Here is a 25,756-nt window from a genome sequence, read left to right as displayed (position 1 = left end):
GCGCGCCGAGGGATTGGACGTGCGATGGCGCCGGGAAGCGGCGCCTTCGCTGGCCCCTCGATGCTCGATGCGGCAGGGGCGGGCGAAGGCTGGCCGGATACGGCGGGTGTTACTTGCTGGGCGCGGACGCGGGCACGGCCGCCGAGGCGGGCTTGACCGCGACCGGTGCCGAGGCCGAACGCGGCGGCTTGTTCTCGGCGAGCTTGCGCTCCATGATCGACTTCGACAACTGCACCGGCTTGCCTTCGAGCTTGTTCACGGCTTGCTGAAGCATGAAGTCGTCGGCCGAGCCGAACTCGATCGGCTTACGATCGCGTTCCTTCTCGCGCTGCTCGGGCGTGAGCTTGTCGTTTTGCTCTTCGAGTTGCTGTAGTTGCAGCATGCGATCTTTCTCGCGCTGTTCCTCTTCCTTCTTCTCGTTCGGGTCCTGCGTATTGGCGAGGTGATTCGAGTAATCGACCTCGCGCGTGACGAGGGCGTCGTCCGGGTCGCCGTTCGCATATTGATCGACGGGGACGTCGGGGCGGATGCCCTTGTTTTGGATCGAACGCCCGCTCGGCGTGTAGTAGTACGCCGTCGTCAGACGCAGTGCCGTGTCGGACGTGAGCGGCCGAACCGTTTGCACCGACCCCTTGCCGAACGTCGTCTTGCCCATGATCAGCGCGCGATGCTGATCTTGCAGTGCGCCGGCGACGATCTCGGAAGCCGACGCCGAGTAGGCGTTCGTCAACACGATCATCGGCACGCTCTTGTAGATTTCGGGCAGGTTCTTCAAAGGATCGGAATCGAACGACGGCAGACGATAGTTATCGTACGTGTCGCGGTAGATCTGCTTCGAATCGGGGATCTGGCCGTTCGTGGACACGACGACCGAGCCGGACGGCAAGAACGCGCCGGCCACGCCGACGGCGCTTTGCAGCAGCCCGCCGCCGTTGTTGCGCAGATCGATCACGAGGCCCTTCAAGTTCGGCTGCTCGCGTGCGATGTCCTCGAGCTTGGTTGCCAGATCCGGCACCGTGCGCTCTTGGAAGCTCGTGATGCGGACATAAGCGTATCCGGGGGCGACGACCTTCGACTTCACGCTCTGCACGCGGATGATCGCGCGCGTCACCGTGACCGGGAACGTGCGGCTATCGGTCTTGCGGAAGATCGTGAGGGTGACTTTCGTGCCGGGCTCGCCGCGCATCTGCTTGACGGCTTGGTCGAGCGTCATGCCGCGCACGGGCTTGTCGTTGATGCGCGTGATCAGGTCGCCCGGACGGATGCCGGCGCGGAACGCGGGCGTATCCTCGATCGGCGAAATGACCTTGATGAGGCCGTCTTCCTGCGAAATCTCGATGCCGAGACCCGCGAAACGGCCCTTCGTTTGTTCCTGCAGTTCCTGGTAATCCGTCTTGTCGAGATACGACGAGTGCGGATCGAGGCTCGAAACCATCCCCTTGATCGCTTCGGTCAACAGCTTCTTGTCGTCGACCGGCACGACGTAGTCGCGCTTGATCTGCCCGAACACCTCGGCGAAAAGACGCAACTGATCGAGCGGCAGCGGTGTCGTCGTGACTTGCTGTTGCGCCGCGGCGGAAAATTGCAGCGTCGCGAAGACGCCGGTGGCGAGGCCAGCGGCGATCAAGCCGATGTTCTTGAGTTTCGTGCGCATAGAGTCTGGTGCGTTCGGGAAACGGGGTGTGAGCGCCGTGGGCGAAGGACGGTCAAGTATAACTGTTCGCGGGCGACGCGCCGACCGGCGCGTCGCTGCAGCGAATATTGGACCCGTGCGGACAAGGTCGGTTCTCGCCCGGCCGTTTGCGTTTGCGGCCGCGGCGGCCGCGGCCGACCGTTCGGACGGGGGCCGCGGACCGCGCCGAGCCGCCGCGTTCGGCTTTAGCCGGCCTTGCCTTGTTTCGCGACGGCGGCTTGCGCCTTGGCGATCGCCTCTTGGTCGCCGAGGTAGTAGTGGCGAATCGGCTTCAAGTTTTCGTCCAGTTCATAGACGAGCGGCACCCCGTTCGGAATGTTCAGGCCGACGATGTCGCTATCCGAGATGCCGTCGAGATACTTGATCAGCGCGCGCAGCGAATTGCCGTGGGCGGCGATCAGCACCTTCTTGCCGCCCTTGAGCGCGGGGGCGATCGATTCGTTCCAGACCGGCAGCACGCGCGCGACCGTGTCTTTCAGGCATTCGGTCAGCGGCAACTCGGCGCGCGGCACCTTCGCGTAGCGCGGGTCGTCGTACGATGCGCGCGGATCGGTGGGTTCGAGCGCGGGCGGCGGCGTGTCGTAGCTGCGGCGCCAGACGAGGACTTGCTCATCGCCGTACTTGGCCGCCGTTTCGCCCTTGTTGAGCCCGGCAAGCGCGCCGTAATGGCGTTCGTTCAGGCGCCACGAATGGACGACGGGGATGTACATCAGATCCATTTGATCCTGCACGTGCCAGAGCGTGCGGATCGCGCGCTTGAGCACCGACGTGTAGGCGATGTCGAACGTATAGCCGGCTTCCTTGAGCAGCAGCCCGGCTTGGGCGGCTTCGCGGTTGCCTTGCTCGGTGAGGTCGACGTCGACCCAGCCGGTGAAGCGGTTTTCCTTGTTCCACGTCGATTCGCCGTGGCGGATGAGAACGAGCTTGTACATGAGGTTAGCCGGTCGGTAGTGAGGAAGCGCGGCGCGGGCGGCCCGCTCCTACAGCGGAATGCCATCGCGTCAAACGGTTATTTTATAATGCTCCGTTGCCCAAACACTTTTGGCGGATTCTCGTGACGTTTTTTACCGATTACACCAACCTCGTTTTGATGGCCGCTCTCGCCGGTTCGGGCGCGCTGCTCCTGTGGCCGACCATTGCGGGGCGCGGCCGCGGGGGCGTCTCCGCCGCCGAGGCGACGCAGCTCATCAATCGCCGTAACGCGATCGTCGTCGATCTGCGGACCGCCGCCGATTACGCCGCCGGCCATCTGCCGGCTGCCCGCCACGTCGCGCTCGACGAGCTTCAAGCAAAGATCGGCCAAATCGCGAAGAATAAGGCTACGCCGGTATTGCTCGTTTGCCAGACGGGGCTGCAATCGAACAAAGCGTCGCACATCGTTCAGGCGGCGGGCTTTACCGAAGTCCACGTGCTGCAAGGCGGGTTGAACGCCTGGCAGCAAGCCGGCATGCCGGTCGTCAAGTAAAGGAGTGCGAGAGTGAATTCCGTCGTCATGTATAGCACGCAGGTCTGCCCCTATTGCCAGATGGCCGAACGCCTGTTGAGATCGCGTGGCGTGCAGCAGATCGAAAAGATCCTGATCGACAAGGACCCGGCCCGGCGCGAGGAGATGATGACGCGCACCGGCCGCCGTACCGTGCCGCAGGTGTTCATCGGCGATACCCATGTCGGCGGCTATGACGATTTGTCCGCGCTCGATCGCGCCGGCGGCTTGATGCCGCTGCTGGGTCAAGCGTAAGAGGCCGCGCGGCCCGTTTTGCCTTCGCGGTTCTCGAACATTCGCGCACGAGTTCATACTCTAGCGCCACACGCACCTCGGTGGCCGGTTTGCCGTCCGGCCGCCGCACACTATTCACCCATCGGAGTCACCATGTCGGACCAGAACAATCAGCCGTTCTTCAACATTCAGCGCGTCTACCTGAAGGACCTGTCGCTCGAACAGCCGAATTCGCCGGCGATCTTCCTCGAGCAGGACATGCCGGCTGTCGAGGTCGAGGTCGACGTCAAGGCTGACCGTCTTGCCGAAAGCATCTTCGAAATCCTCGTCACGGGCACGGTGACGGCCAAGGTGAACGAGAAAATCGCGTTCCTCATCGAAGCCAAGCAAGCCGGCATTTTCGATATTCGCAACATCCCGGCCGAACAGATCGATCCGCTCGTCGGCATCGCCTGCCCGACGATCATCTTCCCGTACCTGCGTTCGAACATCGCCGATGCGATCACGCGCGCCGGTTTCCCCCCGATCCACCTGGCCGAGATCAACTTCCAAGCCCTGTACGAGCAGCGTCTGGCGCAGTTGAGCGCGCAGCAAGAAGGCGGCGCGGCGGCGAACGCCACGCAGCATTGAGCCGAACGCGAGCGGTGCCTGCCATGAAGGTCGCCGTCCTCGGGGCCGGAGCGTGGGGCACCGCGCTCGCGGCGCATCTCGCGCTCAAGCACGACACCGTGCTATGGGCACGGGACCCCGCGTTGGTGGCCGAATTGGCGGCCAAGCACGAAAACGAGCATTACCTGCGCGGGGTCGCGTTGCCGGCCGCGCTTCGCTACGAAACGAATCTGGCCGCCGCGCTCGCGCATGCGGCCGACGATGCGTCGCTCGTCGTCATCGCGACGCCGGTCGCGGGGCTGCGGGCGCTTTGCCGGACGATGCGCGACGAGGCGCATTGCGTGCCCGCGCACCTCGTCTGGGTCTGTAAAGGGTTCGAAGCCGATACGCAATTGCTGCCGCATCAAGTGGTCGCGGCTGAACTCGCCGGTCACCCGAGCATCGGGGTGCTGTCGGGGCCGAGCTTCGCGCGTGAAGTCGCATCGGGCTTGCCGGCCGCATTGACGGTCGCGAGCGCCTCGGCCGCGTGCCGCGAGCGCACGCTGGCGGCATTCCATCACGGGGCGATGCGCATCTACACCGGGGACGACGTCGTCGGCGTGGAAGTGGGCGGCGCCGTGAAGAACGTCCTGGCGATCGCAACCGGCATCGCCGACGGGCTCGCGCTCGGCATGAATGCGCGAGCGGCGTTGATCACGCGCGGCCTCGCGGAAATGTCGCGGCTCGGTGCGGCGCTCGGCGGACGCCCCGAGACGTTCACGGGCTTGACCGGACTCGGCGATCTCATCTTGACGGCCACCGGCGATTTGTCGCGCAACCGAACCGTTGGGCTCCAGCTTGCGGAGGGACGCACGCTCGACGATATCTTGCTGGCGCTCGGTCACGTGGCCGAAGGTGTACGCTGTGCCAAAGCCGTGCTGGCGATCGCTCGATCGCACGGTGTGGATGTGCCGATCACGCAAGCGGTCTGCGCCGTGCTCTTCGACGGTGTCGCGCCGCGTGCCGCCGTCGACGCGCTCTTGCGCCGCGACGCGCGTGCCGAATCGTTCGGCGCGAAAGGCGCGGCGGGGTAGCCGCGCGGCGGGCAAGGAGGGGCGGCCATGGCTATGCTCGAGCTGGGTGCATGCCGATTGGAGGCATGCGACATCGATATCACGACGCTCGCCGTCGACGCGATCGTCAATGCCGCGAATAGCTCGCTGCTCGGCGGTGGCGGCGTGGACGGCGCGATTCATCGCGCGGCGGGCCCGGACCTGCTTCGCGAATGCGAAACGCTCGGCGGTTGTGCCACGGGCGACGCCAAGCTTACGCGCGGCTACCGCTTGCCGGCCAAGTACGTCGTTCACGCGGTAGGCCCCGTATGGCGCGGCGGCGATCACGGCGAGGCCGGGCAATTGGCCTCGTGCTACCGCCGCTCGCTCGAACTCGCGCATGAAGCGGGTTGCTCGAGCATCGCCTTTCCGGCCATCAGTTGCGGCATTTACCGTTTTCCCGCCGAGCAGGCGGTGCACATCGCCGTCGGCACGGTCCTCGGCTCGCTGCCCGCGTCTCCCGATTTGAAACAGGTCGTATTCGCTTGCTTCGGCGAGCCGATGCTGCGTTTGTACGAGCGCGAGTTCGAGCGCGTGCGCCTTCAGGCGCCTCCCTCGAATCCCATCTGACGCCACGCCTCGAACACGACGATCGCGACGGTATTCGACAGGTTCATGCTGCGATTGCCGGGGCGCATCGGCAGGCGAACACGCTGCTCGGCCGGAAACCGATCGAGCAGTTGCGCGGGCAGCCCGCGCGTTTCGGCACCGAACACGAACCAGTCGCCGGGCAGGAAGCGCGAATCGTGAAAGCGGCTCGAGCCGCGCGTCGTGAACGCGAACATCCGGGCGGGATCGGGCGCCTCGTTCGCGACGAGCGCGTCCCAATTCGCATGCACGCGCATCTGCGCGTACTCGTGGTAGTCGAGCCCCGCGCGACGCATCTTCGCATCGTCGAGCGGAAAGCCGAGCGGCTCCACGAGATGAAGCCGCGCGCCCGTATTGGCGCAAAGACGGATGACATTGCCGGTATTCGGCGGAATTTCGGGTTCGACTAAAACGACGTTGAACATGGCTTCGGTAAAACTGAGGTCAATCTTGGGGCGTGCGCAGCGCGACGAAATGGGTCACGCGTCGTGCGCCCGCCGTTTTCAATGCGCGTGCGGCTGCCTCGAGCGTCGCGCCGGACGTCATGACGTCGTCCACGAGGCCGACATGCAATCCGCCCACCGGCCGCATCACGCGAAATGCCGTGGCGACGTTGCGCCGGCGCGCGTCGCGATCGAGGCGCGATTGCGGCGCGGTATCGGCGATGCGCCGCATCAGCGTGGCCTCGGCCCCGACGCCGAGCGCCCGCGCGAGCGGGCGCGCGATCTCCCAGGCTTGGTTGTATCCGCGCTCGACGAGCCTGGCGTGCGCCAGCGGCATCGGCGCAAGGATATCGGGCTGCTGGCCGCCTCCGCCCAACCGATCGTCGGCAAGCCGCGCCAGTCGTTTGCCGAACTCGTGAGCCACGGCCAGCCGCGCATGAAACTTCAGCCCCAGCGCGAGGCGCTCGAGCGGCGGACGGTAGTCGGCCAGCGCCAGTGTCGCGTCGAACGGCGGCGGCGTCCGGATGCAAGCGGCACAGCGAAATCGCGCCGCGCCGAAGCGCCGTGCGCGCAAGCCGGGCAATGGCAGCGCGCAGACCTCGCAACGCAAGCGCGCTTCGTTCCAATACGCGGCGTCGCACACGCGGCAAATCGGACCTTGCGGCATTGTGCCGCATGAAAGGCCGCAGAGCAGGCACGTCCGGGGCAGCGCCGCGGCGGCCAGGCGCCGCACGAGCAGCGCAAGCGCCACGCGTGAGCGGGCACCGCGCTCGTGCGCCGCGCCGCGGGCGTTTCCCGCGAACGGGATCGGTGCGTTCGCCATCGGCGGCCTTCCTCGCTGGACGGATCGGAGCGAGCGAGTATACTTCGGGCTCCTCGCACGTTCGACCGTCATGTCCCTCACTCCCGCAAAGTCTGGCCGTCCGGCCTACGATTCCCGACTTGTGCGGCGCATCTTCGATCGCCGCGCCGCAACGTTCGGCGATGTGGCCTTCCTTGCGCGCGAGATCGCGCAGCGGATGCGCGAGCGGCTCGACTATATCAAGGTGCGCCCGACGAGTATGCTCGATGCGGGCTGCGGCACGGGCGACGATCTGCCCTCGCTGCGCGAGCGCTTTCCCGAGGCGCCGCTCGTCGGCGTCGATCTCTCGTATTCGATGCTCGCGCGCGCGTTGCCGCAGGCGGGCTTCGATGCCGGCTGGCGCCGCTTGTTGCCGGCCGCGCTGCAGCGCTCGCTCGGCACGCGCGGCCCGCGCCTCGCTCAAGCGGATTTCGCGGCGCTGCCGTTCGCGCCCGGCGCATTCGATTTCGTCTGGTCCAACCTGGCGCTGCATTGGCATTCGCGCCCCGATCTCGTGTTGCCCGAATGGCAGCGTGTGCTCGAGCCGAACGGTCTGCTCATGTTCAGCACGCTCGGACCCGACACGCTGCGCGAGCTGCGCGGCGCCTACGCGGAAGTCGAAGCGGCGCATGGCGTGCCCGGCCGGGCGCATGTGATCGAGTTCGTCGATATGCACGACCTGGGCGACATGCTCGTGGAAAGCGGGTTCGAGATTCCCGTCATGGATCAAGAGACGCTGACGATCACCTACAAGTCGCCGCAGTCGCTGCTCGCGGACGTGCGCCGCTGGGGCGCTTACCCGCATGCGCGCGAGCCGCTGGGTTCGGCGCGTGCCCGGCGTTTGCACGCGGCGCTGCTCGACGCGTTGGAGGCGCGCCGCCGCGAGGATGGGACGATCGCGCTGACGTTCGAGGTGATTTACGGTCACGCATGGAAGGCGGTGCCGCGCCAAACGGCCGACGGGCACGCGATCGTGCGGGTGCAAGACATCGGGCGGCGTCGCCCGAATTGACCGCCGAGGCGGCGCGGTGCCGAAAATGGCAAGCTGCGACGCTTTGTCGCGGATCGTAAAGTTGCGATCCGTTATGGTCGAAATCACTGGGCGGGACGGCATGCAAAAAAAGCAGCCGAAACCGCGCAAAGGCTTGTCGCGCTTGGGTTGCAGGCCGATAGCCGTTTGCTTGTGGATGCCATTGAACGCGCCTATAATGCGTCAGTTTGTCGCCCGGAGTTCCCCACATCCGGCGTGGCAGGCCCCGAATAGCGCGGTGTGTTCGATGGCATGCGCGGGAGGCGGCGATGGAAGCGACAACCCTGCTGACGGATGCGGAGCCGGTCCTTCGTGATTGGCTGATGAAACGCAATTGCGCGGTGTCGCCGCGGCAGTTCGTTTGGTTTTATGCGTCTTTGGCTTTGTTTTCGGTGGCTATTGCGCTGTTGCTGGTCGTGCGCGGCGCATGGCCGGTGCTGCCGTTCACCGGCATCGAGGTGCTGGCGGTCGGCGCCGCGTTTGTGGTTCATGCGCGCCATGCGGTCGACTACGAGCGGATCCGGCTCTATCCGAATCGTCTCGTGATCGAGCAGATGAGCGGGCAGCGATTGACGCAGTACGAATTCAATCCGCGTTGGGTGCGGATCGAACGGGGCGATTCGCCGCGCGATCCGATCAGGGTGGTGTCGCGCGGGCAAGCGGTCGTGATCGGCGTGCATCTCGCGCAATACCGGCGCGCGTCGTTCGCGAGCGAATTGCGCGTGGCACTGACGCGGTGCGGTTGAGGCGACTCTAGCCGGACGTCAAGCGGGGCGAGGGTTTGAATGGAAATTTTGGGTAAGGAAGCTATGAAAACAATCAAGCGAGCCCTCATGGGCGTGCTGGCGTCTTGCGGGCTGCTCAGCGCGCACGCCGCCTTGGCAGTCGGCGACAGTCCGGGCGGCCCCGCCGTCAACGAGATCAATTTCCAGCCGCCCGTGACGAAAATCGCTGAAGAGCTTTATCACCTGCACATGATGATGTTGCTGTTGTGTACGGTGATCTTCATCGGCGTGTTCGGCGTGATGTTCTATTCGATCATCGTGCATCGCAAGTCGAAGGGGCACAAGGCCGCGAATTTCCATGAAAGCACCACGGTCGAAATCATCTGGACGATCGTACCGTTCGTCATCGTCGTGTTGATGGCGCTGCCGGCGACCAAGACCGTCGTTGCGATGAAGGATACGAGCAACGCCGATTTGACGATCAAGGTCACCGGCTACCAGTGGAAGTGGGGCTACGACTACGTCAAAGGTCCGGGCGAAGGCGTCAGCTTCTTCTCGACGCTGACCACGCCGCGCTCCGAAGTGAACGGCCAAGCGCCGATCAGCGACACGTACTTGCAGGAAGTCGACAACCCGCTCGTCGTGCCGGTGAACAAGAAGATCCGCATCATCACGACGGCCAACGACGTCGTTCACTCATGGTACGTGCCCGCGTTCGGCGTCAAGCAAGACGCGATCCCCGGCTTCGTGCGCGATACGTGGTTCAAGGCTGAGAAGACCGGTACGTACCGCGGCTTCTGTACCGAGTTGTGCGGCAAGGAACACGCGTTCATGCCGGTGGTCGTGACGGTGCTCTCCGACGACGACTACGCCAAGTGGGTCGACGACCAAAAGAAGAAGATGGCCGGCGCGAACGACGATCCGAACCGTACCTACACGATGGCCGAGCTCATGCAGCGCGGCGGCCAAGTCTACAAGTCCAATTGCGCCGTGTGCCACCAGCCCACGGGTAAGGGCGCGGGTGCGTTCCCGGCACTGGACGGCAGCAAGATCGCCAACGGCCCGATCGCGGCTCACGTGAGCATCGTGCTGAACGGCAAGAATGCGATGCCCACTTGGGGCAAGACGCTGAACGACGTCGAGATCGCCTCGGTGATTACGTTCGAACGCAATTCGTGGGGTAACCACACGGGCGACATCCTGCAGCCGCGTCAAGTCGCGGATGCCCGCAACGGCAAGATGCCCGAAGGCGGCGATCACCTCTCGGGTGCGGCGGCTGCCGCGCCGGCCGGCGCCAGCGGCGCGCCCGCGGCGAGCGGCGCGCAGGCGGCGAGCGGGCCGACGGCCTCGAGCGGCGCGACGCGCGCCGTGACGGCCAGCCGGATGGTCAAGGAACAGCCCGAAGCGGTTGCTGCCCGCTCGGCGCCTGCGGCTTAACGTGTCGCCGCACTATTTGCTCTAGGAGATTCTCATGTCTAGCATCGGACACGATGTAGCCGCGGGCCATGGTCACGACGACCATGCGCACGCCACACCGCACGGATGGCGGCGGTGGCTGTTCGCCACCAATCACAAGGACATCGGGACGATGTACCTGTTGTTCTCGTTCACGATGTTCCTCGTGGGCGGCGTCGCGGCATTGATGATCCGCGCCGAGCTGTTCGAGCCGGGCTTGCAGATCATGCGCCCCGAGTTCTTTAACCAGCTCACCACGATGCACGGTCTGATCATGGTGTTCGGCGCGATCATGCCGGCGTTCGTCGGTTTCGCGAACTGGATGATCCCCCTGCAAATCGGCGCGGCCGACATGGCGTTCGCGCGGATGAACAACTTCAGCTTCTGGCTGCTGCCGGTTGCGGCCGCACTGCTGGTTAGCTCGTTCTTCGCGCCGGGCGGCGCGACGGCCGCGGGCTGGACGCTGTATGCACCGCTCTCGACGCAAATGGGCCCGGGTATGGACTTCGCGATTTTCGCGATCCACATCATGGGTGCGTCGTCGATCATGGGTTCGATCAACATCATCGTGACGATCCTGAACATGCGCGCGCCCGGCATGACGCTGATGAAGATGCCGATGTTCGTCTGGACGTGGCTCATCACGGCTTACCTGCTGATCGCGGTGATGCCGGTGCTCGCGGGCGCGATCACGATGGTGCTGTTCGATCGACACTTCGGCACGTCGTTCTTCAACGCGGCCGGCGGCGGCGATCCGGTGATGTATCAGCATATCTTCTGGTTCTTCGGGCACCCCGAGGTCTACATCATGATCTTGCCGGCGTTCGGGATCGTGTCGCAGGTGATCCCGGCGTTCTCGCGCAAGGCGCTGTTCGGCTATAGCTCGATGGTGTACGCCACGGCCTCGATCGCGATTCTCTCGTTCATGGTTTGGGCCCACCACATGTTCGTGACGGGCATGCCGGTGACCGGACAGTTGTTCTTCATGTACGCGACGATGCTGATCGCGGTGCCGACGGGCGTGAAGGTGTTCAACTGGCTCGCGACGATGTGGCGCGGTTCGCTGACGTTCGAATCGCCGATGCTGTTCGCGATCGGCTTTCTGTTCGTGTTCACGATGGGCGGCTTCACGGGCCTGATGCTGGCCATGGCGCCGCTCGACATCCAGTACCACGGTACCTACTTCGTCGTGGCCCACTTCCACTACGTGCTGGTAGCGGGGTCGCTGTTCGCGCTCTTCGCGGGCTGGTACTACTGGTCGCCGAAGTGGACGGGCTGGATGTACAACGAGACGCGCGGCAAGATCCACTTCTGGGCGTCGATGATCTTCTTCAACCTGACGTTCTTCCCGATGCACTTCGTCGGTCTGGCCGGTATGCCGCGTCGCTACGCCGACTACCCGGCGCAGTTCACGGATTGGAACCAAGTGGTGTCGATCGGCGCGTTCGGTTTCGGTTTGGCGCAGGTGTACTTCCTGTTCGCCGTGGTGCTGCCCGCCTATCGTGGCGCCGGCGAACTCGAGAAGGCGTCGGACAAGCCGTGGGACGGCGCGACGGGCCTCGAATGGACGGTTCCGAGCCCGGCTCCGTTCCACACGTTCGAGAACCCGCCGACCGTCGAGTAACGCGAGTCCGTGCGAGTGATGCAATAGTCCGTAAAACGGGGCGATGGCGGTGCGCCGTCCTCGCCCCAGTAACGAAATAGACGATGAACCACCCACAAAAAAGACGAACGCCCGAGCGCATGCGCGCCGGGAATTTGCGGCTTGCCCTGATCTTGGTCGCGGTCGTCGCCGTCTTCTTTGTGAGTGCCGTTCTGAGGCAGTGGCTGTCTCATTGAGCCGCGTGCCGGCTGTATAGCGAGGAAAAGATGGCGACGCCCGCCCCGCACGACGGCGACCGGATGCTGAATCGTTCGATGCTGATCAAACTCGTCGTGATGGCGGCGGTGATGTTCGGCTTCGGCTTCGCGCTCGTGCCGCTTTACCGCGCGATTTGCAACATCACGGGGGCGAACAGTCTCGTGAAGCGCGACGTGACGGCTGCCGGTGCGAGGAACACGCAGGTCGATACGACGCGTACGGTTTCGGTGGAGTTCGACGCCAACGCGCGCGGCGCGCTGGTGTTCAGCCCCGAGCAAAACGCGTTCGACGTGCATCCGGGCGCGGTCACGGCGGTGAAGTATCGCGTAACGAATAGCCTGAATCGTACCGTGCACGCGCAGGCGATCCCGAGCTACGCACCGGCGGTTGCCGGGCAGTACTTCGAGAAGATCGAGTGCTTTTGTTTCACGCAGCAAACGCTCGCGCCTCATGAGACGCGCGAGATGCCGGTGGTGTTTTTCGTCGATCCGAAGCTGCCGCGCGATGTGAGGACGATCACGCTGTCGTACACGTTCTTCGAATTGGGCGGGCCGGCAGGCGAAACGACGAGCGCGGGACAAGGCGGTACGGCCGCGGCGACCCCGGCCGGCGGCGCGTGATGAGCGGCGAAGCAAACGACGAAGCGGGGTGAGCATTGGAGACAGGCGCGATGGCCTCTAGCGGGAAGGGCAGTTTTGCCAGGACGATGAAAGCGGTGCTCTGGTCGTTCTTCGGCGTGCGCCGGCGAGCCGACCATGAAGCGGATACGCAGCTCAACCCGCTGCATTTGATCGCGGCGGCCATTATCGCGGCGGCGGTGTTCATCGCGCTGTTGGTGGCCGTGGTGCACATGGTGACGAGCTGACCGGGCGGCCGGGCGAAGTAACTTAAAAAGCGAAGCGGTGCGGCGCCCCCCAAGGGGACTTCCCAAGGGGCGTCGACGCGCCGGCAAAGTGCGAAACAATTGGACTGAAGTGGAGAATCAACAATGAGCGGTCAAAACGAGAGCCCGTATTACTTCGTGCCGAATCCATCCCGGCACCCGGTCACGGCGTCTATCGGCGTGCTCGTCATGCTCGGGTCGTTGGCGCTGTGGATCAACGATACGCCTTGGGCGCCGTACACGATGTTCGCGGGCTTGCTGTGGCTGCTCTTCGTGCTTTGGCATTGGTTCGGCGACGCCATCGCCGAATCCGAGACGGGGATGTACGGCAAGCGCGTCGACCGCTCGTATCGCTGGAGCATGAGCTGGTTCATCTTCTCCGAAGTCATGTTCTTCGGCGCGTTCTTCGGTGCGCTCTTTTATGCGCGCATGATCGCGTTGCATGAGCTCGGCAGCCTCGACTACAAGCTGATTTGGCCCGACTTCACGGCGGTGTGGCCGAACGAAGGCCCCGCGGCGCTGGCCGGTCATTTCAAGCGCATGGTGCCGTGGCCCGTGCCGACGATCAACACGGCCTTGCTGCTGAGCTCGGGCGCGACGCTGACGGTGTCGCACCACGCGCTGCGCGACGATCACCGTAAAAAGGCCATCGCGTGGCTCGGCGCCACGGTCGCCCTCGGTCTGTGCTTCTTGTTCCTGCAAGCGTTCGAGTACATCCACGCGTATGGCGAACTGAACCTCACGCTGGCTTCGGGCGTGTACGGCTCGACGTTCTTCTTGCTGACGGGCTTCCACGGTTTCCACGTGTTCCTCGGCGGCACGATGCTGACCGTCGTGCTCGTGCGTCTCATCCGCGGACACTTCACGGCCGATCATCACTTCGCGTTCGAAGGCGCCGCGTGGTACTGGCACTTCGTCGACGTCGTCTGGCTCGGCCTGTACGTCGTCGTCTACTGGCTGTAATGCAGCAGCAGGCCCGTCTCGCTGGAACGACGGGCCTCGGTCTATCGCGCGAATGCGCGAGGGTGATCGAGATGAAGTTTTCGTGCGCCGCCTGCGATCCGATCGAGGCGGCGTTTGTCGTTTTAAGTGGGGCGCTGCGGCAACGTGCCGCAGCCAAGCGGGGCGAAAGCGGGGCGTGACTGCCCGTTTAGCAGCCGTTTAGCGGCCGAGCGGCACGTGGCTATAGTCGATCCAACCGAGCCAGTGGGCTAGCCACAGGAACAGGAAAAGCGAGATCGAGAGCCCGACGCGTGTCGCGAGCGACCAGACCATCCGCTTGGTCTTGCCCCGGTCGTGCATCATGAAATAAAGGGCCGAGACCATACTGGCGATGATGAGGATGAAAGCGACGGCAACGAAGATGTGCATGGAACCAACCGATGTTCGGAATCGACGAAAGGAAATCGATGCAATTATCGCACCGACCTCGCGCGCTCACGCGGCCTGCGAGGGCCGGATCGTGCGTCCCCGCGCCGTCGCGGCCGATGATTTTCGACGCACGGTTCATCTGATATGAAATTTCGTCTCGTTCCCGTGTTGTTGATTCTGATCGTCATGGCCGTGACGATCCGCCTCGGCTTTTGGCAGCGCGATCGCGCGCATCAGAAGGAAGCGTTGCAGGCCCAGATCGATCGCTTCGAACATGCGCCGGCGCAGCCCGTGGGTGCGCAGCCGATCGCGCTCGGCTCGATCGAATATCACCGCGTGCGCGCCGTGGGCCGCTTCATGCCCGACCATGTCGTATATCTCGACAATCGCCCCTATCGGGATCAGCCGGGCTTTTACGTGGTCATGCCGTTCGCGTTGTCCGGCGGCGGCTACGTCCTCGTCAACCGAGGGTGGCTGCCGCGCAATGCCGACGTGCGTACGGCGATCGCGCCGTACCGCACGCCGCCGGGCGAGGTCACGATCGAAGGAATCGCGCGCGCCAACGCGTCGCGCGCGTTCGAGCTTGGCGAAGGCGGTTCGGCCGCGCATCAGGCCATCCGGCAGAACCTCGACGTCGGCGCGTTCGCGCGCGAGACGGGTTTGACGCTACAACCGTTCGTCATCGAGCAGACCAGCGACGACGGCGATATGCTCGTACGCGATTGGCCGGCGCCCGCGATGGGCGTCGAAACGAATTACGGATACATGCTCCAGTGGTGGGGTATGGCGGCCGCGGCCTTGGGCTTCGGCTTGTACGCGGCCCGGCGTGCCGCGAAAAAAGGCAATTGAGAGGGAGTGACGCTTGTCGATGTCATCAGAACGCTCGCGCGAGCAAAAGCGGGGCAGGGACCCATCTGCACAGCCGGCCAAGCGCGGCTCTTGGACGAGCGGCCGATGGATGGTGCTGCTCATCGCGCTCGTGTGCGCCGCGCCGATCATCGCGTCGTACCTGACTTACTACGTGATCAAGCCGAAGGGCGGCGCGACCAATTACGGCACGTTGATCGAGCCGCAGCGTCCGATTTCCGAAGCGCTGATCGTCGAGGACGAAGCCGGCAAGACGATGCCGCTCGCCTCCTTGCGCGGGCGTTGGCTCATGATCAGCGTCGATCGCAGCGCCTGCGACAAAGCATGCGCGACGAAGCTGTACTTCATGCGCCAGATTCGAGCCACGCAAGGCGGCGAACGCGAACGTCTGCTGACCGTTTGGCTGCGCACGGACGCCGATGCCGTGCCCGCCGAGATCGAGCACGCCTATCCCGACACCGCCAAGTTCATTGCCGATCCGGCCGCGCTGTCCGCTTGGCTGCCGGCTGAAACGGGCGCGACGGATCTCGATCACATCTATTTGGTCGATCCGAACGGCAACTTGATGATGCGGTTTCCGAAGCACCCCGATCCGAACAAGATCAAGGGCGACATCACGAAACTGCTGAAGTGGTCCAGTATCGGCTGACGCGCGCGTCGCCGGTTCGTTGGAGAGAAAATCGATGTTCTTGCTGCAATTGGGCGCGACCGGGCTTTGCATCGCGCTGCTTCCGCTGAGCTACGTCTGGATCAAGGGCAGCGACGATAAATTTCGCAAGCTGGTCTGGGTCACGACGTTTCTCACGCTCGATCTGATCATGTTCGGCGGTTTCACGCGCCTGACCGATTCGGGGCTCGGTTGCCCCGATTGGCCCGGCTGCTACGGCACGGCCTCGCCGTTTCTGGCGCACGCGCAGATCAGCGCGGCCCACGCGGCGATGCCGAGCGGGCCCGTGAGTATGGTCAAGGCCTGGATCGAGATGATCCATCGCTATTTCGCGATGGCGATCGGCGTGCTCATCATCGCGCAGACGGCGAGCGCCTGGATCGCGCGCATCAAACGCCGGGCGCTGCACGTTTCGCCTTGGTGGCCTACTTCGCTGCTGCTTTTGATCGTCGTGCAGGGCGTATTCGGCGCATGGACGGTTACGATGAAGCTACAACCGGTGATCGTGACCACGCATTTGCTGCTCGGCTTGACGCTGCTCGGCGCGCTCGCCTGGTTTGCCGCTCGGCTCACGCCGCTACCGGCGTTCGAGCCCGAGATCGCCCGGTATCGCGCGTGGGCGCTAGCCGGCCTCGTGCTGCTCGTCGTGCAACTTGCGCTGGGCGGGTGGGTGAGCACGAATTATGCGGTGCTCGCTTGCACCGATTTTCCGACCTGCAACGGTCAATGGGTTCCCCCGATGAATTTTGCGCAAGGTTTCCATCTGTGGCGCGCGCTCGGCATGACCGGCGACGGCGAGGCGATCACGCAAGACGCGCTCGTGGCCATTCACTGGACGCACCGCACGTTCGCCGGGATCGTCATCGCATACCTCGCGGTGCTGGCATTCAAGCTGCGCCGCTACGAGTCGCTGCGGCGACCGGCGACGGGCGTCTTGATCGTGCTCGCGCTTCAATTTGCGACCGGCCTATCGAACATCGTCCTACAGTGGCCGCTGCCGATTGCCGTTGCGCACAACGGCGGTGCGGCGGTCCTGCTGTTGTTGGTCGTTGTGCTAAACTTTCGCACCGCTTCCAGCCGACTTGGCCGCGCCGCAGTTTCGCCGCGCGAGGCCGCACCTGCGTGATCCCATGGAAAGCACGACATTCGCCCGTCATCCGGGCTCCCGAATCTCCCAATACCTCGCGCTCACGAAGCCTCGTGTCACGCAGCTCGCCGTATTTTGCGCGGTGATCGGCATGTTCTTGTCGACACCGGGCATGGTGCCGTGGACCGTGCTCGTCGGCGGAACCGTCGGCATCGCGCTGACGGCCGGTGCCGCGTTCGCGATCAACTGCCTCGTCGAGCAAAAGATCGACGCGATGATGCGTCGAACCGCTTGGCGGCCCTCCGCGCGCGGCGAGATCACCACCGTGCAGATCCTGGTCTTTTCCGCCGTGTTGGGCGGCGTGGGGATGTGGACGCTGTACGCGCTCACCAATGCCTTGACGATGTGGCTGACGGTGGCCACGTTCATCGGCTACGCGGTCGTCTATACGCTGCTGCTCAAACCGGCCACGCCGCAAAACATCGTCATCGGCGGTGCCTCGGGCGCCATGCCGCCGGCACTGGGGTGGGCGGCCGTCACGGGGCACGTTCCCGGCGACGCCTGGATCCTCGTGCTCATCATCTTCGTGTGGACCCCGCCGCATTTCTGGGCGCTGGCGCTGTATCGCCGCAAGGATTACGAAAACGCCGGATTGCCGATGCTGCCGAATACGCACGGCGAGCAATACACGCGTTTGCATATCCTGCTCTACACGGTGATCTTGTTCGCCGTCACGTTGATGCCGTTCGTCTCGGGCATGAGCGGGATGGTCTACCTCGTCTCGGCGGTTCTGCTCGGCGCGATCTTCCTCGCTTATGCCTGGAAGATTTATCGCGAGTACTCCGATGCGCTGGCACGCAAGACCTTCCGCTATTCGATCGTCTACCTGTCGTTGCTCTTTGCCGCGTTGCTCGTCGATCACTATGCGCGCGGCTTGATCGGTCTTTGACCCGCTTATGTCCAAGCTTTCGCTGATGCGCGCCTCGCGCGCGATTCTCGCCGCATGCCTCGTCGGCGGTGCGCTATTGATCGCCGGTTGCGGCAAGAGCGAGCCCGCGTTTCAAAACCTCGACCTCACGGGCAACAAGCAGTTCGGTAGCGACTTTTCGATGCCCGATACCGACGGCAAGCTTCACACGATCGCCGATTACAAGGGCAAGGCCGTCGTGCTGTTTTTCGGCTATACGCATTGCCCCGACGTGTGCCCGACGACGATGGCGGAATTGAGCCAGGCGATGCAGCAACTCGGACCCGAGGCGAAGCGCGTACAAGTGCTCTTCGTGACCGTCGATCCGGAACGCGATACGCCGCAAGTGCTTTCGCAGTACGTGCACGCTTTCAATCCTTCGTTCGTCGGATTGAGGCCCGATGCCGCTCAACTCGCGAAGGTCGCGAAGGATTTCCGCGTCTATTACGCGAAGGTACCGGGCAAGACGCCCGACAGCTACACGATGAACCATACGGCGGCGAGCTACGTCTTCGACCCCTCGGGGCAGTTGCGTCTTTTCGCGCGCGACGGGCAGGGCGTGCAGCCCTGGGTTCACGACCTCAAGCTCTTGCTCGGCTAACTTGCCGGTACGCTAGCCTCTTCCCCGTTAGCCTCTTCACCCGATGAAAGCGACCGTTGCGGTCGCTTCGTCTTCGCGTCCGATTAGTTCGTTCTCCTAATGGAATCCACCGCTGCGTTCGATCCGCATATGGATATGCGATCAACGTATTTCCATTCAAGAGACGGCTATGACACCATAGCCTGTCTTCTTATTTTTCCTATAAAGAAAGCGAGTTTTTATGCAACGCAGAACGCTTCTCAAGCTTCTCTCGTCCGTCGCAGCGACCGCCGCATTCGTCGTCGGCACCGCGGCGCACGCGGACCAAGTCGTGAAGGTGGGTACGATCGCGGGGCCCGACGAGCAAACGTGGGCAGTCGTGCAAAAGGTGGCGAAGCGCGAAGGGCTCGACGTGAAAATCGTCACCTTCAACGATTACGTGCAGCCGAATGCGGCGCTCGACGCGGGCGATCTCGACGCCAATAGTTTCCAGCATCAGCCCTACCTCGACAGCCAAGTGAAGCAGCGCGGCTATAAGATCGTGACGGCGGGTCTCACGTACATTTCGCCGATCGGGATTTATTCGAAGAAACTCAAATCGGTGAAGGATCTGCAGCAAGGCGCGAAGATCGCGATCCCGAACGACCCATCCAACGAGAACCGCGCGCTGTTGCTCTTGCAAGCGCAAGGGCTCGTGAAGCTCAAGGCCGGCGCGGGGACGAACGGCAACAACGCGACCACGCTCGACGTTGCGGACAATCCGAAGAAGTTCAAGCTGCTCGAGCTCGATGCGGCCCAATTGCCGCGCTCGCTCGGCGATGTCGACGCGGCCGTGGTCAACACGAACTATGCGCTGGCGGCAGGACTGTCGCCGACGAAGGACGCGATCGCACGCGAAGACGTTCATAGCCCCTATGCGAACCTGATCGCGGTGCGCGCGCAGGACAAAGACAAGCCGTGGGTCAAGAAGCTCGTGAGCGCGTACCAATCGCCCGAGGTGCGCGCCTTCATCACCACCCAATTCAAGGGCGCCATGGTGCCTTCGTTCTAACCGTCAGGCGAGCTTCATCGACTGAAAAAAACGCCGCGTTCTCCATGCGGCGTTTTTGTATGGGCGATCGTTCCAAGCAGCTAACGCCGGGCGATGCGCCGCGCTCATAGCTTGCGCTCCCACGTCTGCGCAATGAGATTGCGCCCGAAGCGCCGTTCCGGTTCAGTCGAGATGCAATCGAATCCCGCTCGCTCGAATATGCGCCGCCCGTCATTCAAGAGCCCGCACGTCGTCAACGTCAGCGTATCGTAGCCGGCGCGCTGTGCGAAGCCGATGCCTTGACCCACGAGCAACGTTCCGATGCCGAGCCCGCGCGATTCCGGTTCCACGTAGAGCAAACGCATGCGGGCCGCGCGGTCGGACAGGGCCGTGACGAACGCCGCGCCGACGACCGTCTCCTGCTGCTCGGCGATCCAGCACATTCCGCGCTCGCGGTCGCGCAATCGCGAAAGCTCCGCCATTTCCTGCGCCGCATAAGCTTCGAAGCCCATATCGGCGCCATACTCGGCGCCGAACAGCAGCGCTTGGCGATGCGCGAGCCATCCGAAATCGCCGAGCCGCGGCGCGCGTAGCGAAACGGCGGCATGCGGCGGTATCCGGTCGAGCAACCGTTCGATGATGCGCATCGCACCGATCAACTGTTCCTGCCCCGCCGCGGAGAGCGCTTTGAGCACGCCGCACACTTCCTCGATCGCCGCGACTTCGAGCGGCGCATAGGCGGCGCGGCCTTCCGGGGTCATTTCGAGCAGCGACTGGCGCGCGTCGGCCGCCGATTGACGGCGCGTGATCAATTGCCGCCGCTCGAAACTCGTCAGCAAGCGGCTCAGATACCCGCTGTCCAGCCCCAATACCCGCGCGAGCTCCGTCGCCGTGGAAACGGTGCCCTGCGTCAACTCGCGCAGTACACGCACTTCCGTCAGGGAAAACGGACTTTTCTGTAGAAACTCATGCAACACACCGATGTGCTGTGTGTAGAACCGATTGAAATGGCGCACCGCTTCCGCGCGGTGCTGCAAAGTGGTGTCGATCAATGCGGGTGTCACCGTATCGTCTAGATTAATCAGAACTATATGGGATCGTCGTCAACAAACAAGTTTTGCTCCGCAAACGGGTGGGTGCGGCGTCGGTCTCACAGCGCGTCGCGCCCCCGCGCGGATCGCGGCCTGGGCCCTCGTCGGAGCGGGATTGGTATGCTGTGCGGGTAAATACCGATGCCGAAAAAACCTGCTCGAGGAGCCTTGATTGTGGCGGAAAGCCTTGTCTGTAAAGGCATTGGCGGATCTCTTGGCGCGTCCGGAGTATAAATTGACTGGTACTAATCTGGTTATATAATGGGCTCCAATTTCATCGCCCTCCTCGAGCACGACTGCTGCGGGCGTGTGAGCCTGCAACGATGGTGCGCCCCGCTCGCGCACTCGAGCTTTATTTGAGATAGCAACCTCATGCTGAATGGAAACATCCTCACGCCGGACGGTTGGATTCGCGGCACGCTGCATTTCGAGAATGGACGGGTCACCGCGCTCGAAGGCTCGAGCGTGGATCCGTCGACGAACGGCGAACCGTATATCTTGCCCGGCTTCATCGACTTGCACGTGCATGGCGGCGGCGGTGCCGATGTGATGGAAGCCGGTAACGCGATCGAGGCGATCGTGCGCACCCATGCGCGCCATGGCACGACGAGTTTGCTGGCCACCACGATGACGGCGCCGCGCGACGAATTGCTCGCCGTCGTCTCGAACCTCGGCGAGGTGACGCGCAATCGCACGCCGGGCGGCGCGCGCGTGCTGGGCGTGCACCTCGAGGGCCCCTACATCAATCCCGGCAAGCTGGGCGCGCAGCCCGACGCGGCGGTCTCGGCCGTGCTCGACGAGGTCCTGAAGTACTTGTCCGTCGCGCCGATCCGCGTGGTCACGCTCGCGCCCGAAATCGCGGGCCATATGGAAATCATCTCGGAGATGGTGGCGCGCGGCGTGCGCGTGCAACTCGGCCATTCGCTCGCCACCTACGACGATGCGGTGGCGGCGATGAAGCACGGCGCTTGCGGCTTCACGCACTTGTTCAACGCCATGTCGCCGATGCACCACCGCAATCCCGGGCTCGTCGGCGCGGCGCTCGCGCACGCCGAATTCGCCGAGATCATCCCCGATTTGCTGCACGTGCATCCGGGCGCGATCCGCGCGGCGATGCGTGCGATTCCGCGTCTGTATGTCGTCACCGACAGCACGTCGGCGACGGGCATGCCCGACGGCGAATACCGCCTCGGCAGCCAGCACGTGACGAAGTGCCTGGGCGGCGTGCGCTTGGCCGACGGAACGCTCGCCGGCAGCACGCTGACGATGGACGACGCGCTGCGTAACCTCGTCTCGCTCGGCCTGCCGCTCGCCGATGTATCCAACCGTATGTCGCGCTACGCCGCCGACTATCTCGGCATCGAAGATCGCGGCCGCCTTGCGCGCGGCGCGTGGGCCGATGCCGTCGTGTTCGAGCGCGATCTGACGCTTGCCGCGACCTACGTCGAAGGGGAACAGATTGTCGAATATGCTTAAAGAGGCGCTTGCCGCGAGTGCCGTCGTGGCGGCGCAGTGCGCCGACAGCGCTCGCGTCGAGCAATTGGCCGAACGATTGGCCGGCGCGCCGCGTCACGTCGCGCTCACGATCGCGCGCGGCAGTTCCGATCACGCCGCGAGCTATTTCGCGAGCCTGGCGATGAGCCGGATCGGCTTGCCGGTCGCATCGCTGCCGATGTCGATCGCCACGCTGCAAGCCGCGCCGCTGCGCGTGGCCGGGGAATTGGCGATCGCCTTCTCGCAATCGGGGCGCAGCCCCGATCTGGTCGGCACGATGAAGGTGCTGCGCGACGCCGGTGCGCTGACCGTCAGCGCGGTGAACGCGCCCGAATCGCCGCTCGCCGATACCTGCGAATGGCAACTGCCGCTGCTGGCCGGGCCGGAGCGGTCGGTGGCCGCGACCAAGAGCTATATCGCGATGCTGTCGATTTCGGCGCAGCTCGTGGCGTACTGGCAGCGCGATCCGATGCTGCTCGATGGATTGCGCGCATTGCCCGATACGCTCCGCGATGCGGCCGCGCTCGATTGGTCGCCGGCCGTCGATGCGCTGCGCGAGGTCGAACGCATGATCGTCATCGGACGCGGCCTTGGGCTCGCGATCGCGCAGGAAGCGGCGCTCAAGCTCAAGGAGACCTCGGGTATTCAAGCCGAAGCGTTCTCGAGCGCGGAAGTGCGTCATGGGCCGATGGAGTTGATCGACCGCGACTACCCGCTGCTCGTGTTCGCTCCGCGCGGCCCCGAACAAGCGGGCTTGATCCGGCTCGCCGCCGACATGCGCGCGCGCGGCGCGCGCGTGCTGCTGGCCGCGCCGAGCGATGTCGCCGACGCGCAATTGCCGCTCGCGACGAGCCAGCATGTATCGCTCGATCCGATCGCGGCGATCCAAAGCTTTTACGTGATGGCCGCGGAACTCGCGGCGGCGCGCGGCCGCGATCCCGATATGCCGCGCCATTTGAACAAGATCACCGAAACCCACTGAGCGAGAGATGCGGATGGAACGTGCTGAGGAGTCCCGATTAATGAATCAATCCCCGGACAACGTGGTTCTGCTCGCGCCGCTGACGGGGCCGGTGGTCGCGCTCGCCGATGTGCCCGACCCCGTCTTCGCCGGCGGCATGTTCGGTGACGGCATCGCCATCGATCCGCTCGAGGGGCGCCTGCTCGCGCCGTGCGCGGGCGTCGTTACCCATCTGGCCCGCACGGGCCACGCCGTTACGCTGCAAACGCCCGAGGGCGCGGAGATCTTGCTCCATATCGGTATCGACACGGTGGAACTGGGCGGCCAAGGCTTCACGTCCCACGTGGCGCAAGGCGATCACGTCGAAGGCGGCGACTTGCTGATCGAATTCGATCAAGACACGGTCGGGATGAAGGCGCCTAGCCTCGTGTCCGTGATCGCGATCGCCAATTCGGACGCATTCGACGTCGTCGAGCGTGCCTCCGGACGCGCGAGCGCCGGCGTAACGCCGCTGCTGGTACTGCGCGCGAAAGGCGCCGTCGCCACCTCGGCCAGCGCCGTCAGCGCGGCCCCGAGCGAAGTGAAGGTGCAAGCGAGCCGCACGATCAAGCTCGTGCAGGCGGGCGGGCTCCACGCCCGGCCGGCGGCGCGCGCGCGCGAGGCCGTGCGCGGACTGCAGGCACGCGTCGAGGTGCATCATGACGGCCGCCAAGCGAACGTCGAGAGCGTCGTAGGCTTGTTGGGGCTGGGTGCGGGCGAAGGCGCCACCGTCGAGGTAATCGGCACGGGGCGCGACGCCGCTCAAGCCGTGGACGCGGTCGCGCGCGAATTGCTGCGCGAGGTGCATGGCGAACTCGAGGAAACGCCGGCGCGCTTGAAGTCGCCGGCGCCGGGCCTGGCGTTGCGGCCCACGGGCGCACCGCTCGATCCCAATACTCTCGCGGGCGTTTGCGCCGCGCCGGGCATCGCGGTGGGCAAGCTCGTGCGCTGGGACGACTCCGAATTCGCCCCGCCCGAACTGGCGACGGGCACCCCCGCCGCGGAAAGCCGTTTGCTCGACCGCGCGCTGGCGACCGTCGATGCCGAATTGAATACGACGGTGCGCGATGCGTCGCAGCGCGGCGCCGTCGGCGAGGCCGGCATTTTTGCCGTTCATCGCGTCTTGCTCGAAGATCCGACGCTCGTCGATGCCGCGCGCGATTTGATCAGTCTCGGCAAGAGCGCGGGCTTTGCCTGGCGCGAGGCGATTCGCGCGCAAATCGCCGTGTTGACGCAGGTCGAGGACATGCTGCTCGCCGAGCGCGCCGCCGATTTGCGCGATATCGACAAACGCGTGCTGCGCGCGCTCGGTTACGCGAAACCCGCGGCGCGGGCGCTGCCCGAGGAAGCCGTGCTCGCCGCGAACGAATTCACCCCGTCCGATTTGTCCTCGCTCGACCGCGGGCGCGTGACCGCGCTCGTCATGGCCGCGGGCGGCGCCACGTCGCACGCCGCGATCATCGCCCGCCAACTCGGGATTCCCGCGCTCGTCGCCGTCGGCGATGCGTTGCACGCGATTCCCGACGGTACGCAAGTCGTCGTCGATGCGAGCGCGGGCCGGCTCGAATACGCGCCGACCGAACTCGACGTCGAGCGCGCGCGCCTGGAGCGTCAGCGGCTGGCCGGCGTGCGCGAGGCGAACCGTCGTACGGCCAGCCAGGCGGCGGCCACGCGCGACGGCCGTTCGATCGAGGTGGCCGCGAATATCGCGACGATCGACGATGCGCGCACGGCCGTCGAGAACGGAGCCGATTGCGTCGGCTTGCTGCGCACGGAGTTGCTGTTCATCCATCGCGAGTCGGCGCCGAACGTCGATGAGCACCGGCAAAGCTACCAAGCGATCGTCGATGCATTGGGTGGGCGCACCGCCATCATCCGCACGCTCGACGTCGGTGCCGATAAGGAAGTGCCGTATTTGACGCTGCCGCCCGAGGCGAACCCTGCGCTCGGCTTGCGCGGCATCCGGCTCGCGCAAGTGCGCCCCGATCTGCTCGACGACCAATTGCGCGGGCTGATTGCGGTGCAGCCGCACGGCAGCGTTCGGATCTTGCTGCCGATGGTGACCGATGCGGGCGAGCTCGTGCGCGTGCGCAAACGGATCGACGAACTCGCGCGCGCCTTGGGGCGCACGGACCCCGTCGAGGTGGGCGTGATGATCGAAGTGCCGTCGGCCGCCTTGCTGGCCGATCAGCTGGCACGCCATGCCGATTTTCTCTCGATCGGCACGAATGACTTGACGCAATACACGCTGGCGATGGACCGCTGCCAAGCGGATCTCGCCGCGCAAGCGGACGGCCTGCACCCGGCGGTGCTGCGCTTGATCGATCACACCACGCAAGGCGCCGCCAAGCACGGCAAGTGGGTGGGCGTGTGCGGCGCGCTGGCGGGCGATCCGTTGGCCGTGCCGGTGCTCGTGGGCCTCGGTGTCACCGAATTGTCGGTGGACCCGGTGGCGGTACCGGGCATCAAGGCGCGCGTGCGCACCCTCGATTATCAGCTGTGCCGGCAACGCGCGAGCGACTTGCTCGCGCTCGATTCGGCTCAGGCGGTAAGAGCAGCAAGCCGCGAAATTTGGCCGCTCGAATAGGCGGGAAATCCTAACTATTAGGAATCCTAACTAATTAGCGGCCGAAATCGCACTTAGACGATAGACTAAAAGTATCAAC

The 25,756-nt window shown here is 64.6% G+C and carries 28 protein-coding genes; 22 read left to right on the top strand and 6 right to left on the bottom strand.

Annotated features, from left to right (window positions below; all coding sequences use genetic code 11):
* Positions 1-109: 109 nt before the first annotated feature.
* The gene (locus C0Z18_RS09025; protein WP_102645036.1) at positions 110-1,654 is read right to left on the bottom strand and encodes a S41 family peptidase; all 1,545 of its coding nucleotides are present in this window, start codon (positions 1,652-1,654) and stop codon (positions 110-112) included.
* 224 nt (positions 1,655-1,878) lie between these two features.
* Positions 1,879-2,625: a 2,3-diphosphoglycerate-dependent phosphoglycerate mutase gene (gene gpmA, locus C0Z18_RS09020; protein WP_102645035.1), complete on the bottom strand. Its 747-nt coding sequence runs from the start codon at positions 2,623-2,625 to the stop codon at positions 1,879-1,881.
* A 122-nt stretch (positions 2,626-2,747) separates the two neighbouring features.
* Between gpmA and C0Z18_RS09015 the strand changes: the two genes are divergently transcribed.
* From C0Z18_RS09015 to C0Z18_RS08995, 5 genes are all read left to right on the top strand, one after another.
* A complete protein-coding gene (locus tag C0Z18_RS09015; RefSeq protein ID WP_102645089.1) occupies positions 2,748-3,158 on the top strand; it encodes a rhodanese-like domain-containing protein in 411 nt (136 codons plus the stop codon).
* Positions 3,159-3,170: 12 nt separating this feature from the next.
* Positions 3,171-3,431 (top strand): glutaredoxin 3, encoded by a 261-nt coding sequence (grxC, locus tag C0Z18_RS09010; RefSeq protein ID WP_102645034.1) that lies wholly within the window; start codon positions 3,171-3,173, stop codon positions 3,429-3,431.
* 132 nt (positions 3,432-3,563) lie between these two features.
* Complete coding sequence (gene secB / locus C0Z18_RS09005) at positions 3,564-4,040, top strand: protein-export chaperone SecB (protein WP_102645033.1); 477 nt, start codon at positions 3,564-3,566, stop codon at positions 4,038-4,040.
* A gap of 23 nt (positions 4,041-4,063) precedes the next feature.
* Complete coding sequence (locus C0Z18_RS09000; RefSeq protein WP_102645032.1) at positions 4,064-5,092, top strand: NAD(P)H-dependent glycerol-3-phosphate dehydrogenase; 1,029 nt, start codon at positions 4,064-4,066, stop codon at positions 5,090-5,092.
* Between the two features lie 33 nt (positions 5,093-5,125).
* Complete coding sequence (locus C0Z18_RS08995) at positions 5,126-5,680, top strand: O-acetyl-ADP-ribose deacetylase (protein ID WP_102645031.1); 555 nt, start codon at positions 5,126-5,128, stop codon at positions 5,678-5,680.
* Here the strand turns inward: C0Z18_RS08995 and trmL are convergent.
* Together trmL and C0Z18_RS08985 are read right to left on the bottom strand one after the other, a co-directional pair.
* On the bottom strand, positions 5,653-6,123 hold the full coding sequence (trmL, locus tag C0Z18_RS08990; RefSeq protein ID WP_102645030.1) for a tRNA (uridine(34)/cytosine(34)/5-carboxymethylaminomethyluridine(34)-2'-O)-methyltransferase TrmL: 471 nt from the start codon (positions 6,121-6,123) through the stop codon (positions 5,653-5,655). The two genes, C0Z18_RS08995 and trmL, sit on opposite strands and share 28 nt — an antisense overlap.
* 19 nt (positions 6,124-6,142) lie before the next feature.
* Positions 6,143-6,964, bottom strand: coding sequence for a ComF family protein (locus C0Z18_RS08985; RefSeq protein WP_102645029.1), 822 nt, complete (start codon positions 6,962-6,964; stop codon positions 6,143-6,145).
* Positions 6,965-7,034: 70 nt separating this feature from the next.
* On the opposite strand from C0Z18_RS08985, the gene C0Z18_RS08980 reads away from it, so the two are divergent.
* The 8 genes from C0Z18_RS08980 (at position 7,035) to C0Z18_RS08950 (ending at position 13,899) form a co-directional block, all read left to right on the top strand.
* Entirely contained in the window at positions 7,035-7,994 is a 960-nt protein-coding gene (locus C0Z18_RS08980; protein WP_102645028.1) for a methyltransferase domain-containing protein, read from the top strand.
* A 287-nt stretch (positions 7,995-8,281) separates the two neighbouring features.
* Positions 8,282-8,758, top strand: a complete 477-nt coding sequence (locus C0Z18_RS08975; protein ID WP_102645027.1) for a DUF2244 domain-containing protein — start codon at positions 8,282-8,284, stop codon at positions 8,756-8,758.
* A gap of 39 nt (positions 8,759-8,797) precedes the next feature.
* The gene (coxB, locus tag C0Z18_RS08970; protein ID WP_102645026.1) at positions 8,798-10,174 is read left to right on the top strand and encodes a cytochrome c oxidase subunit II; all 1,377 of its coding nucleotides are present in this window, start codon (positions 8,798-8,800) and stop codon (positions 10,172-10,174) included.
* A 34-nt stretch (positions 10,175-10,208) separates the two neighbouring features.
* Positions 10,209-11,816, top strand: a complete 1,608-nt coding sequence (ctaD, locus tag C0Z18_RS08965; RefSeq protein WP_102645025.1) for a cytochrome c oxidase subunit I — start codon at positions 10,209-10,211, stop codon at positions 11,814-11,816.
* A gap of 83 nt (positions 11,817-11,899) precedes the next feature.
* Positions 11,900-12,031 carry a cytochrome oxidase small assembly protein gene (locus C0Z18_RS33450; RefSeq protein ID WP_233217247.1) on the top strand — a complete coding sequence of 44 codons (132 nt, stop codon included), beginning with the start codon at positions 11,900-11,902 and terminating at the stop codon, positions 12,029-12,031.
* Positions 12,032-12,061: 30 nt separating this feature from the next.
* Positions 12,062-12,673 carry a cytochrome c oxidase assembly protein gene (locus C0Z18_RS08960; protein ID WP_102645024.1) on the top strand — a complete coding sequence of 204 codons (612 nt, stop codon included), beginning with the start codon at positions 12,062-12,064 and terminating at the stop codon, positions 12,671-12,673.
* Positions 12,674-12,723: 50 nt separating this feature from the next.
* A complete protein-coding gene (locus C0Z18_RS08955) occupies positions 12,724-12,918 on the top strand; it encodes a DUF2970 domain-containing protein (protein WP_102645023.1) in 195 nt (64 codons plus the stop codon).
* 123 nt (positions 12,919-13,041) lie between these two features.
* Positions 13,042-13,899: a cytochrome c oxidase subunit 3 gene (locus C0Z18_RS08950; RefSeq protein ID WP_102645022.1), complete on the top strand. Its 858-nt coding sequence runs from the start codon at positions 13,042-13,044 to the stop codon at positions 13,897-13,899.
* Between the two features lie 198 nt (positions 13,900-14,097).
* Here the strand turns inward: C0Z18_RS08950 and C0Z18_RS08940 are convergent, their stop codons facing one another.
* On the bottom strand, positions 14,098-14,307 hold the full coding sequence (locus tag C0Z18_RS08940) for a twin transmembrane helix small protein (RefSeq protein WP_102645020.1): 210 nt from the start codon (positions 14,305-14,307) through the stop codon (positions 14,098-14,100).
* Between the two features lie 144 nt (positions 14,308-14,451).
* Here C0Z18_RS08940 and C0Z18_RS08935 point away from each other — a divergent pair, with 144 nt between their 5' ends.
* From C0Z18_RS08935 to C0Z18_RS08910, 6 genes are all read left to right on the top strand, one after another.
* On the top strand, positions 14,452-15,156 hold the full coding sequence (locus C0Z18_RS08935; protein ID WP_102645019.1) for an SURF1 family protein: 705 nt from the start codon (positions 14,452-14,454) through the stop codon (positions 15,154-15,156).
* Between the two features lie 19 nt (positions 15,157-15,175).
* On the top strand, positions 15,176-15,823 hold the full coding sequence (locus C0Z18_RS08930) for an SCO family protein (RefSeq protein WP_102645018.1): 648 nt from the start codon (positions 15,176-15,178) through the stop codon (positions 15,821-15,823).
* A 34-nt stretch (positions 15,824-15,857) separates the two neighbouring features.
* On the top strand, positions 15,858-16,967 hold the full coding sequence (locus C0Z18_RS08925) for a COX15/CtaA family protein (protein WP_102645017.1): 1,110 nt from the start codon (positions 15,858-15,860) through the stop codon (positions 16,965-16,967).
* Positions 16,968-16,971: 4 nt separating this feature from the next.
* Positions 16,972-17,877 (top strand): heme o synthase, encoded by a 906-nt coding sequence (gene cyoE / locus C0Z18_RS08920; RefSeq protein ID WP_102645088.1) that lies wholly within the window; start codon positions 16,972-16,974, stop codon positions 17,875-17,877.
* Positions 17,878-17,884: 7 nt separating this feature from the next.
* Complete coding sequence (locus C0Z18_RS08915; RefSeq protein WP_102645016.1) at positions 17,885-18,496, top strand: SCO family protein; 612 nt, start codon at positions 17,885-17,887, stop codon at positions 18,494-18,496.
* 220 nt (positions 18,497-18,716) lie between these two features.
* Positions 18,717-19,526 (top strand): MetQ/NlpA family ABC transporter substrate-binding protein, encoded by an 810-nt coding sequence (locus tag C0Z18_RS08910; protein WP_102645015.1) that lies wholly within the window; start codon positions 18,717-18,719, stop codon positions 19,524-19,526.
* A gap of 104 nt (positions 19,527-19,630) precedes the next feature.
* Here the strand turns inward: C0Z18_RS08910 and C0Z18_RS08905 are convergent, their stop codons facing one another.
* Complete coding sequence (locus C0Z18_RS08905) at positions 19,631-20,557, bottom strand: bifunctional helix-turn-helix transcriptional regulator/GNAT family N-acetyltransferase (protein WP_102645014.1); 927 nt, start codon at positions 20,555-20,557, stop codon at positions 19,631-19,633.
* A 411-nt stretch (positions 20,558-20,968) separates the two neighbouring features.
* Here C0Z18_RS08905 and nagA point away from each other — a divergent pair, with 411 nt between their 5' ends.
* From nagA to ptsP, 3 genes are read left to right on the top strand one after another with little or no spacing between them, the layout of a single operon-like run.
* A complete protein-coding gene (gene nagA, locus C0Z18_RS08900; protein ID WP_102645013.1) occupies positions 20,969-22,072 on the top strand; it encodes an N-acetylglucosamine-6-phosphate deacetylase in 1,104 nt (367 codons plus the stop codon).
* Entirely contained in the window at positions 22,056-23,072 is a 1,017-nt protein-coding gene (locus tag C0Z18_RS08895) for an SIS domain-containing protein (protein WP_233217246.1), read from the top strand. Before nagA ends, C0Z18_RS08895 begins: the two co-directional genes overlap by 17 nt.
* Positions 23,073-23,085: 13 nt before the next feature.
* Positions 23,086-25,677: a phosphoenolpyruvate--protein phosphotransferase gene (gene ptsP / locus C0Z18_RS08890; RefSeq protein WP_102645087.1), complete on the top strand. Its 2,592-nt coding sequence runs from the start codon at positions 23,086-23,088 to the stop codon at positions 25,675-25,677.
* Positions 25,678-25,756: the final 79 nt, after the last annotated feature.

The sequence above is a fragment of the Trinickia dabaoshanensis genome (assembly GCF_002879885.1).
Lineage (GTDB): Bacteria > Pseudomonadota > Gammaproteobacteria > Burkholderiales > Burkholderiaceae > Trinickia > Trinickia dabaoshanensis.
This window is presented reverse-complemented; position numbering and strand designations above follow the sequence as displayed.

Excerpts from the sequence above, each read along its gene's own strand:
- C0Z18_RS09025 (WP_102645036.1), bottom strand. The coding sequence starts at position 1,654 with ATGCGCACGAAACTCAAGAACATCGGCTTGATCGCCGCTGGCCTCGCC.
- gpmA (WP_102645035.1), bottom strand. The coding sequence starts at position 2,625 with ATGTACAAGCTCGTTCTCATCCGCCACGGCGAATCGACGTGGAACAAG.
- secB (WP_102645033.1), top strand. The coding sequence starts at position 3,564 with ATGTCGGACCAGAACAATCAGCCGTTCTTCAACATTCAGCGCGTCTAC.
- C0Z18_RS09000 (WP_102645032.1), top strand. The coding sequence starts at position 4,064 with ATGAAGGTCGCCGTCCTCGGGGCCGGAGCGTGGGGCACCGCGCTCGCG.
- C0Z18_RS08995 (WP_102645031.1), top strand. The coding sequence starts at position 5,126 with ATGCTCGAGCTGGGTGCATGCCGATTGGAGGCATGCGACATCGATATC.
- trmL (WP_102645030.1), bottom strand. The coding sequence starts at position 6,123 with ATGTTCAACGTCGTTTTAGTCGAACCCGAAATTCCGCCGAATACCGGC.
- C0Z18_RS08985 (WP_102645029.1), bottom strand. The coding sequence starts at position 6,964 with ATGGCGAACGCACCGATCCCGTTCGCGGGAAACGCCCGCGGCGCGGCG.
- C0Z18_RS08980 (WP_102645028.1), top strand. The coding sequence starts at position 7,035 with ATGTCCCTCACTCCCGCAAAGTCTGGCCGTCCGGCCTACGATTCCCGA.
- C0Z18_RS08975 (WP_102645027.1), top strand. The coding sequence starts at position 8,282 with ATGGAAGCGACAACCCTGCTGACGGATGCGGAGCCGGTCCTTCGTGAT.
- coxB (WP_102645026.1), top strand. The coding sequence starts at position 8,798 with ATGGAAATTTTGGGTAAGGAAGCTATGAAAACAATCAAGCGAGCCCTC.
- ctaD (WP_102645025.1), top strand. The coding sequence starts at position 10,209 with ATGTCTAGCATCGGACACGATGTAGCCGCGGGCCATGGTCACGACGAC.
- C0Z18_RS33450 (WP_233217247.1), top strand. The coding sequence starts at position 11,900 with ATGAACCACCCACAAAAAAGACGAACGCCCGAGCGCATGCGCGCCGGG.
- C0Z18_RS08960 (WP_102645024.1), top strand. The coding sequence starts at position 12,062 with ATGGCGACGCCCGCCCCGCACGACGGCGACCGGATGCTGAATCGTTCG.
- C0Z18_RS08955 (WP_102645023.1), top strand. The coding sequence starts at position 12,724 with ATGGCCTCTAGCGGGAAGGGCAGTTTTGCCAGGACGATGAAAGCGGTG.
- C0Z18_RS08950 (WP_102645022.1), top strand. The coding sequence starts at position 13,042 with ATGAGCGGTCAAAACGAGAGCCCGTATTACTTCGTGCCGAATCCATCC.
- C0Z18_RS08940 (WP_102645020.1), bottom strand. The coding sequence starts at position 14,307 with ATGCACATCTTCGTTGCCGTCGCTTTCATCCTCATCATCGCCAGTATG.
- C0Z18_RS08935 (WP_102645019.1), top strand. The coding sequence starts at position 14,452 with ATGAAATTTCGTCTCGTTCCCGTGTTGTTGATTCTGATCGTCATGGCC.
- C0Z18_RS08930 (WP_102645018.1), top strand. The coding sequence starts at position 15,176 with ATGTCATCAGAACGCTCGCGCGAGCAAAAGCGGGGCAGGGACCCATCT.
- C0Z18_RS08925 (WP_102645017.1), top strand. The coding sequence starts at position 15,858 with ATGTTCTTGCTGCAATTGGGCGCGACCGGGCTTTGCATCGCGCTGCTT.
- cyoE (WP_102645088.1), top strand. The coding sequence starts at position 16,972 with ATGGAAAGCACGACATTCGCCCGTCATCCGGGCTCCCGAATCTCCCAA.
- C0Z18_RS08915 (WP_102645016.1), top strand. The coding sequence starts at position 17,885 with ATGTCCAAGCTTTCGCTGATGCGCGCCTCGCGCGCGATTCTCGCCGCA.
- C0Z18_RS08910 (WP_102645015.1), top strand. The coding sequence starts at position 18,717 with ATGCAACGCAGAACGCTTCTCAAGCTTCTCTCGTCCGTCGCAGCGACC.
- nagA (WP_102645013.1), top strand. The coding sequence starts at position 20,969 with ATGCTGAATGGAAACATCCTCACGCCGGACGGTTGGATTCGCGGCACG.
- ptsP (WP_102645087.1), top strand. The coding sequence starts at position 23,086 with ATGGAACGTGCTGAGGAGTCCCGATTAATGAATCAATCCCCGGACAAC.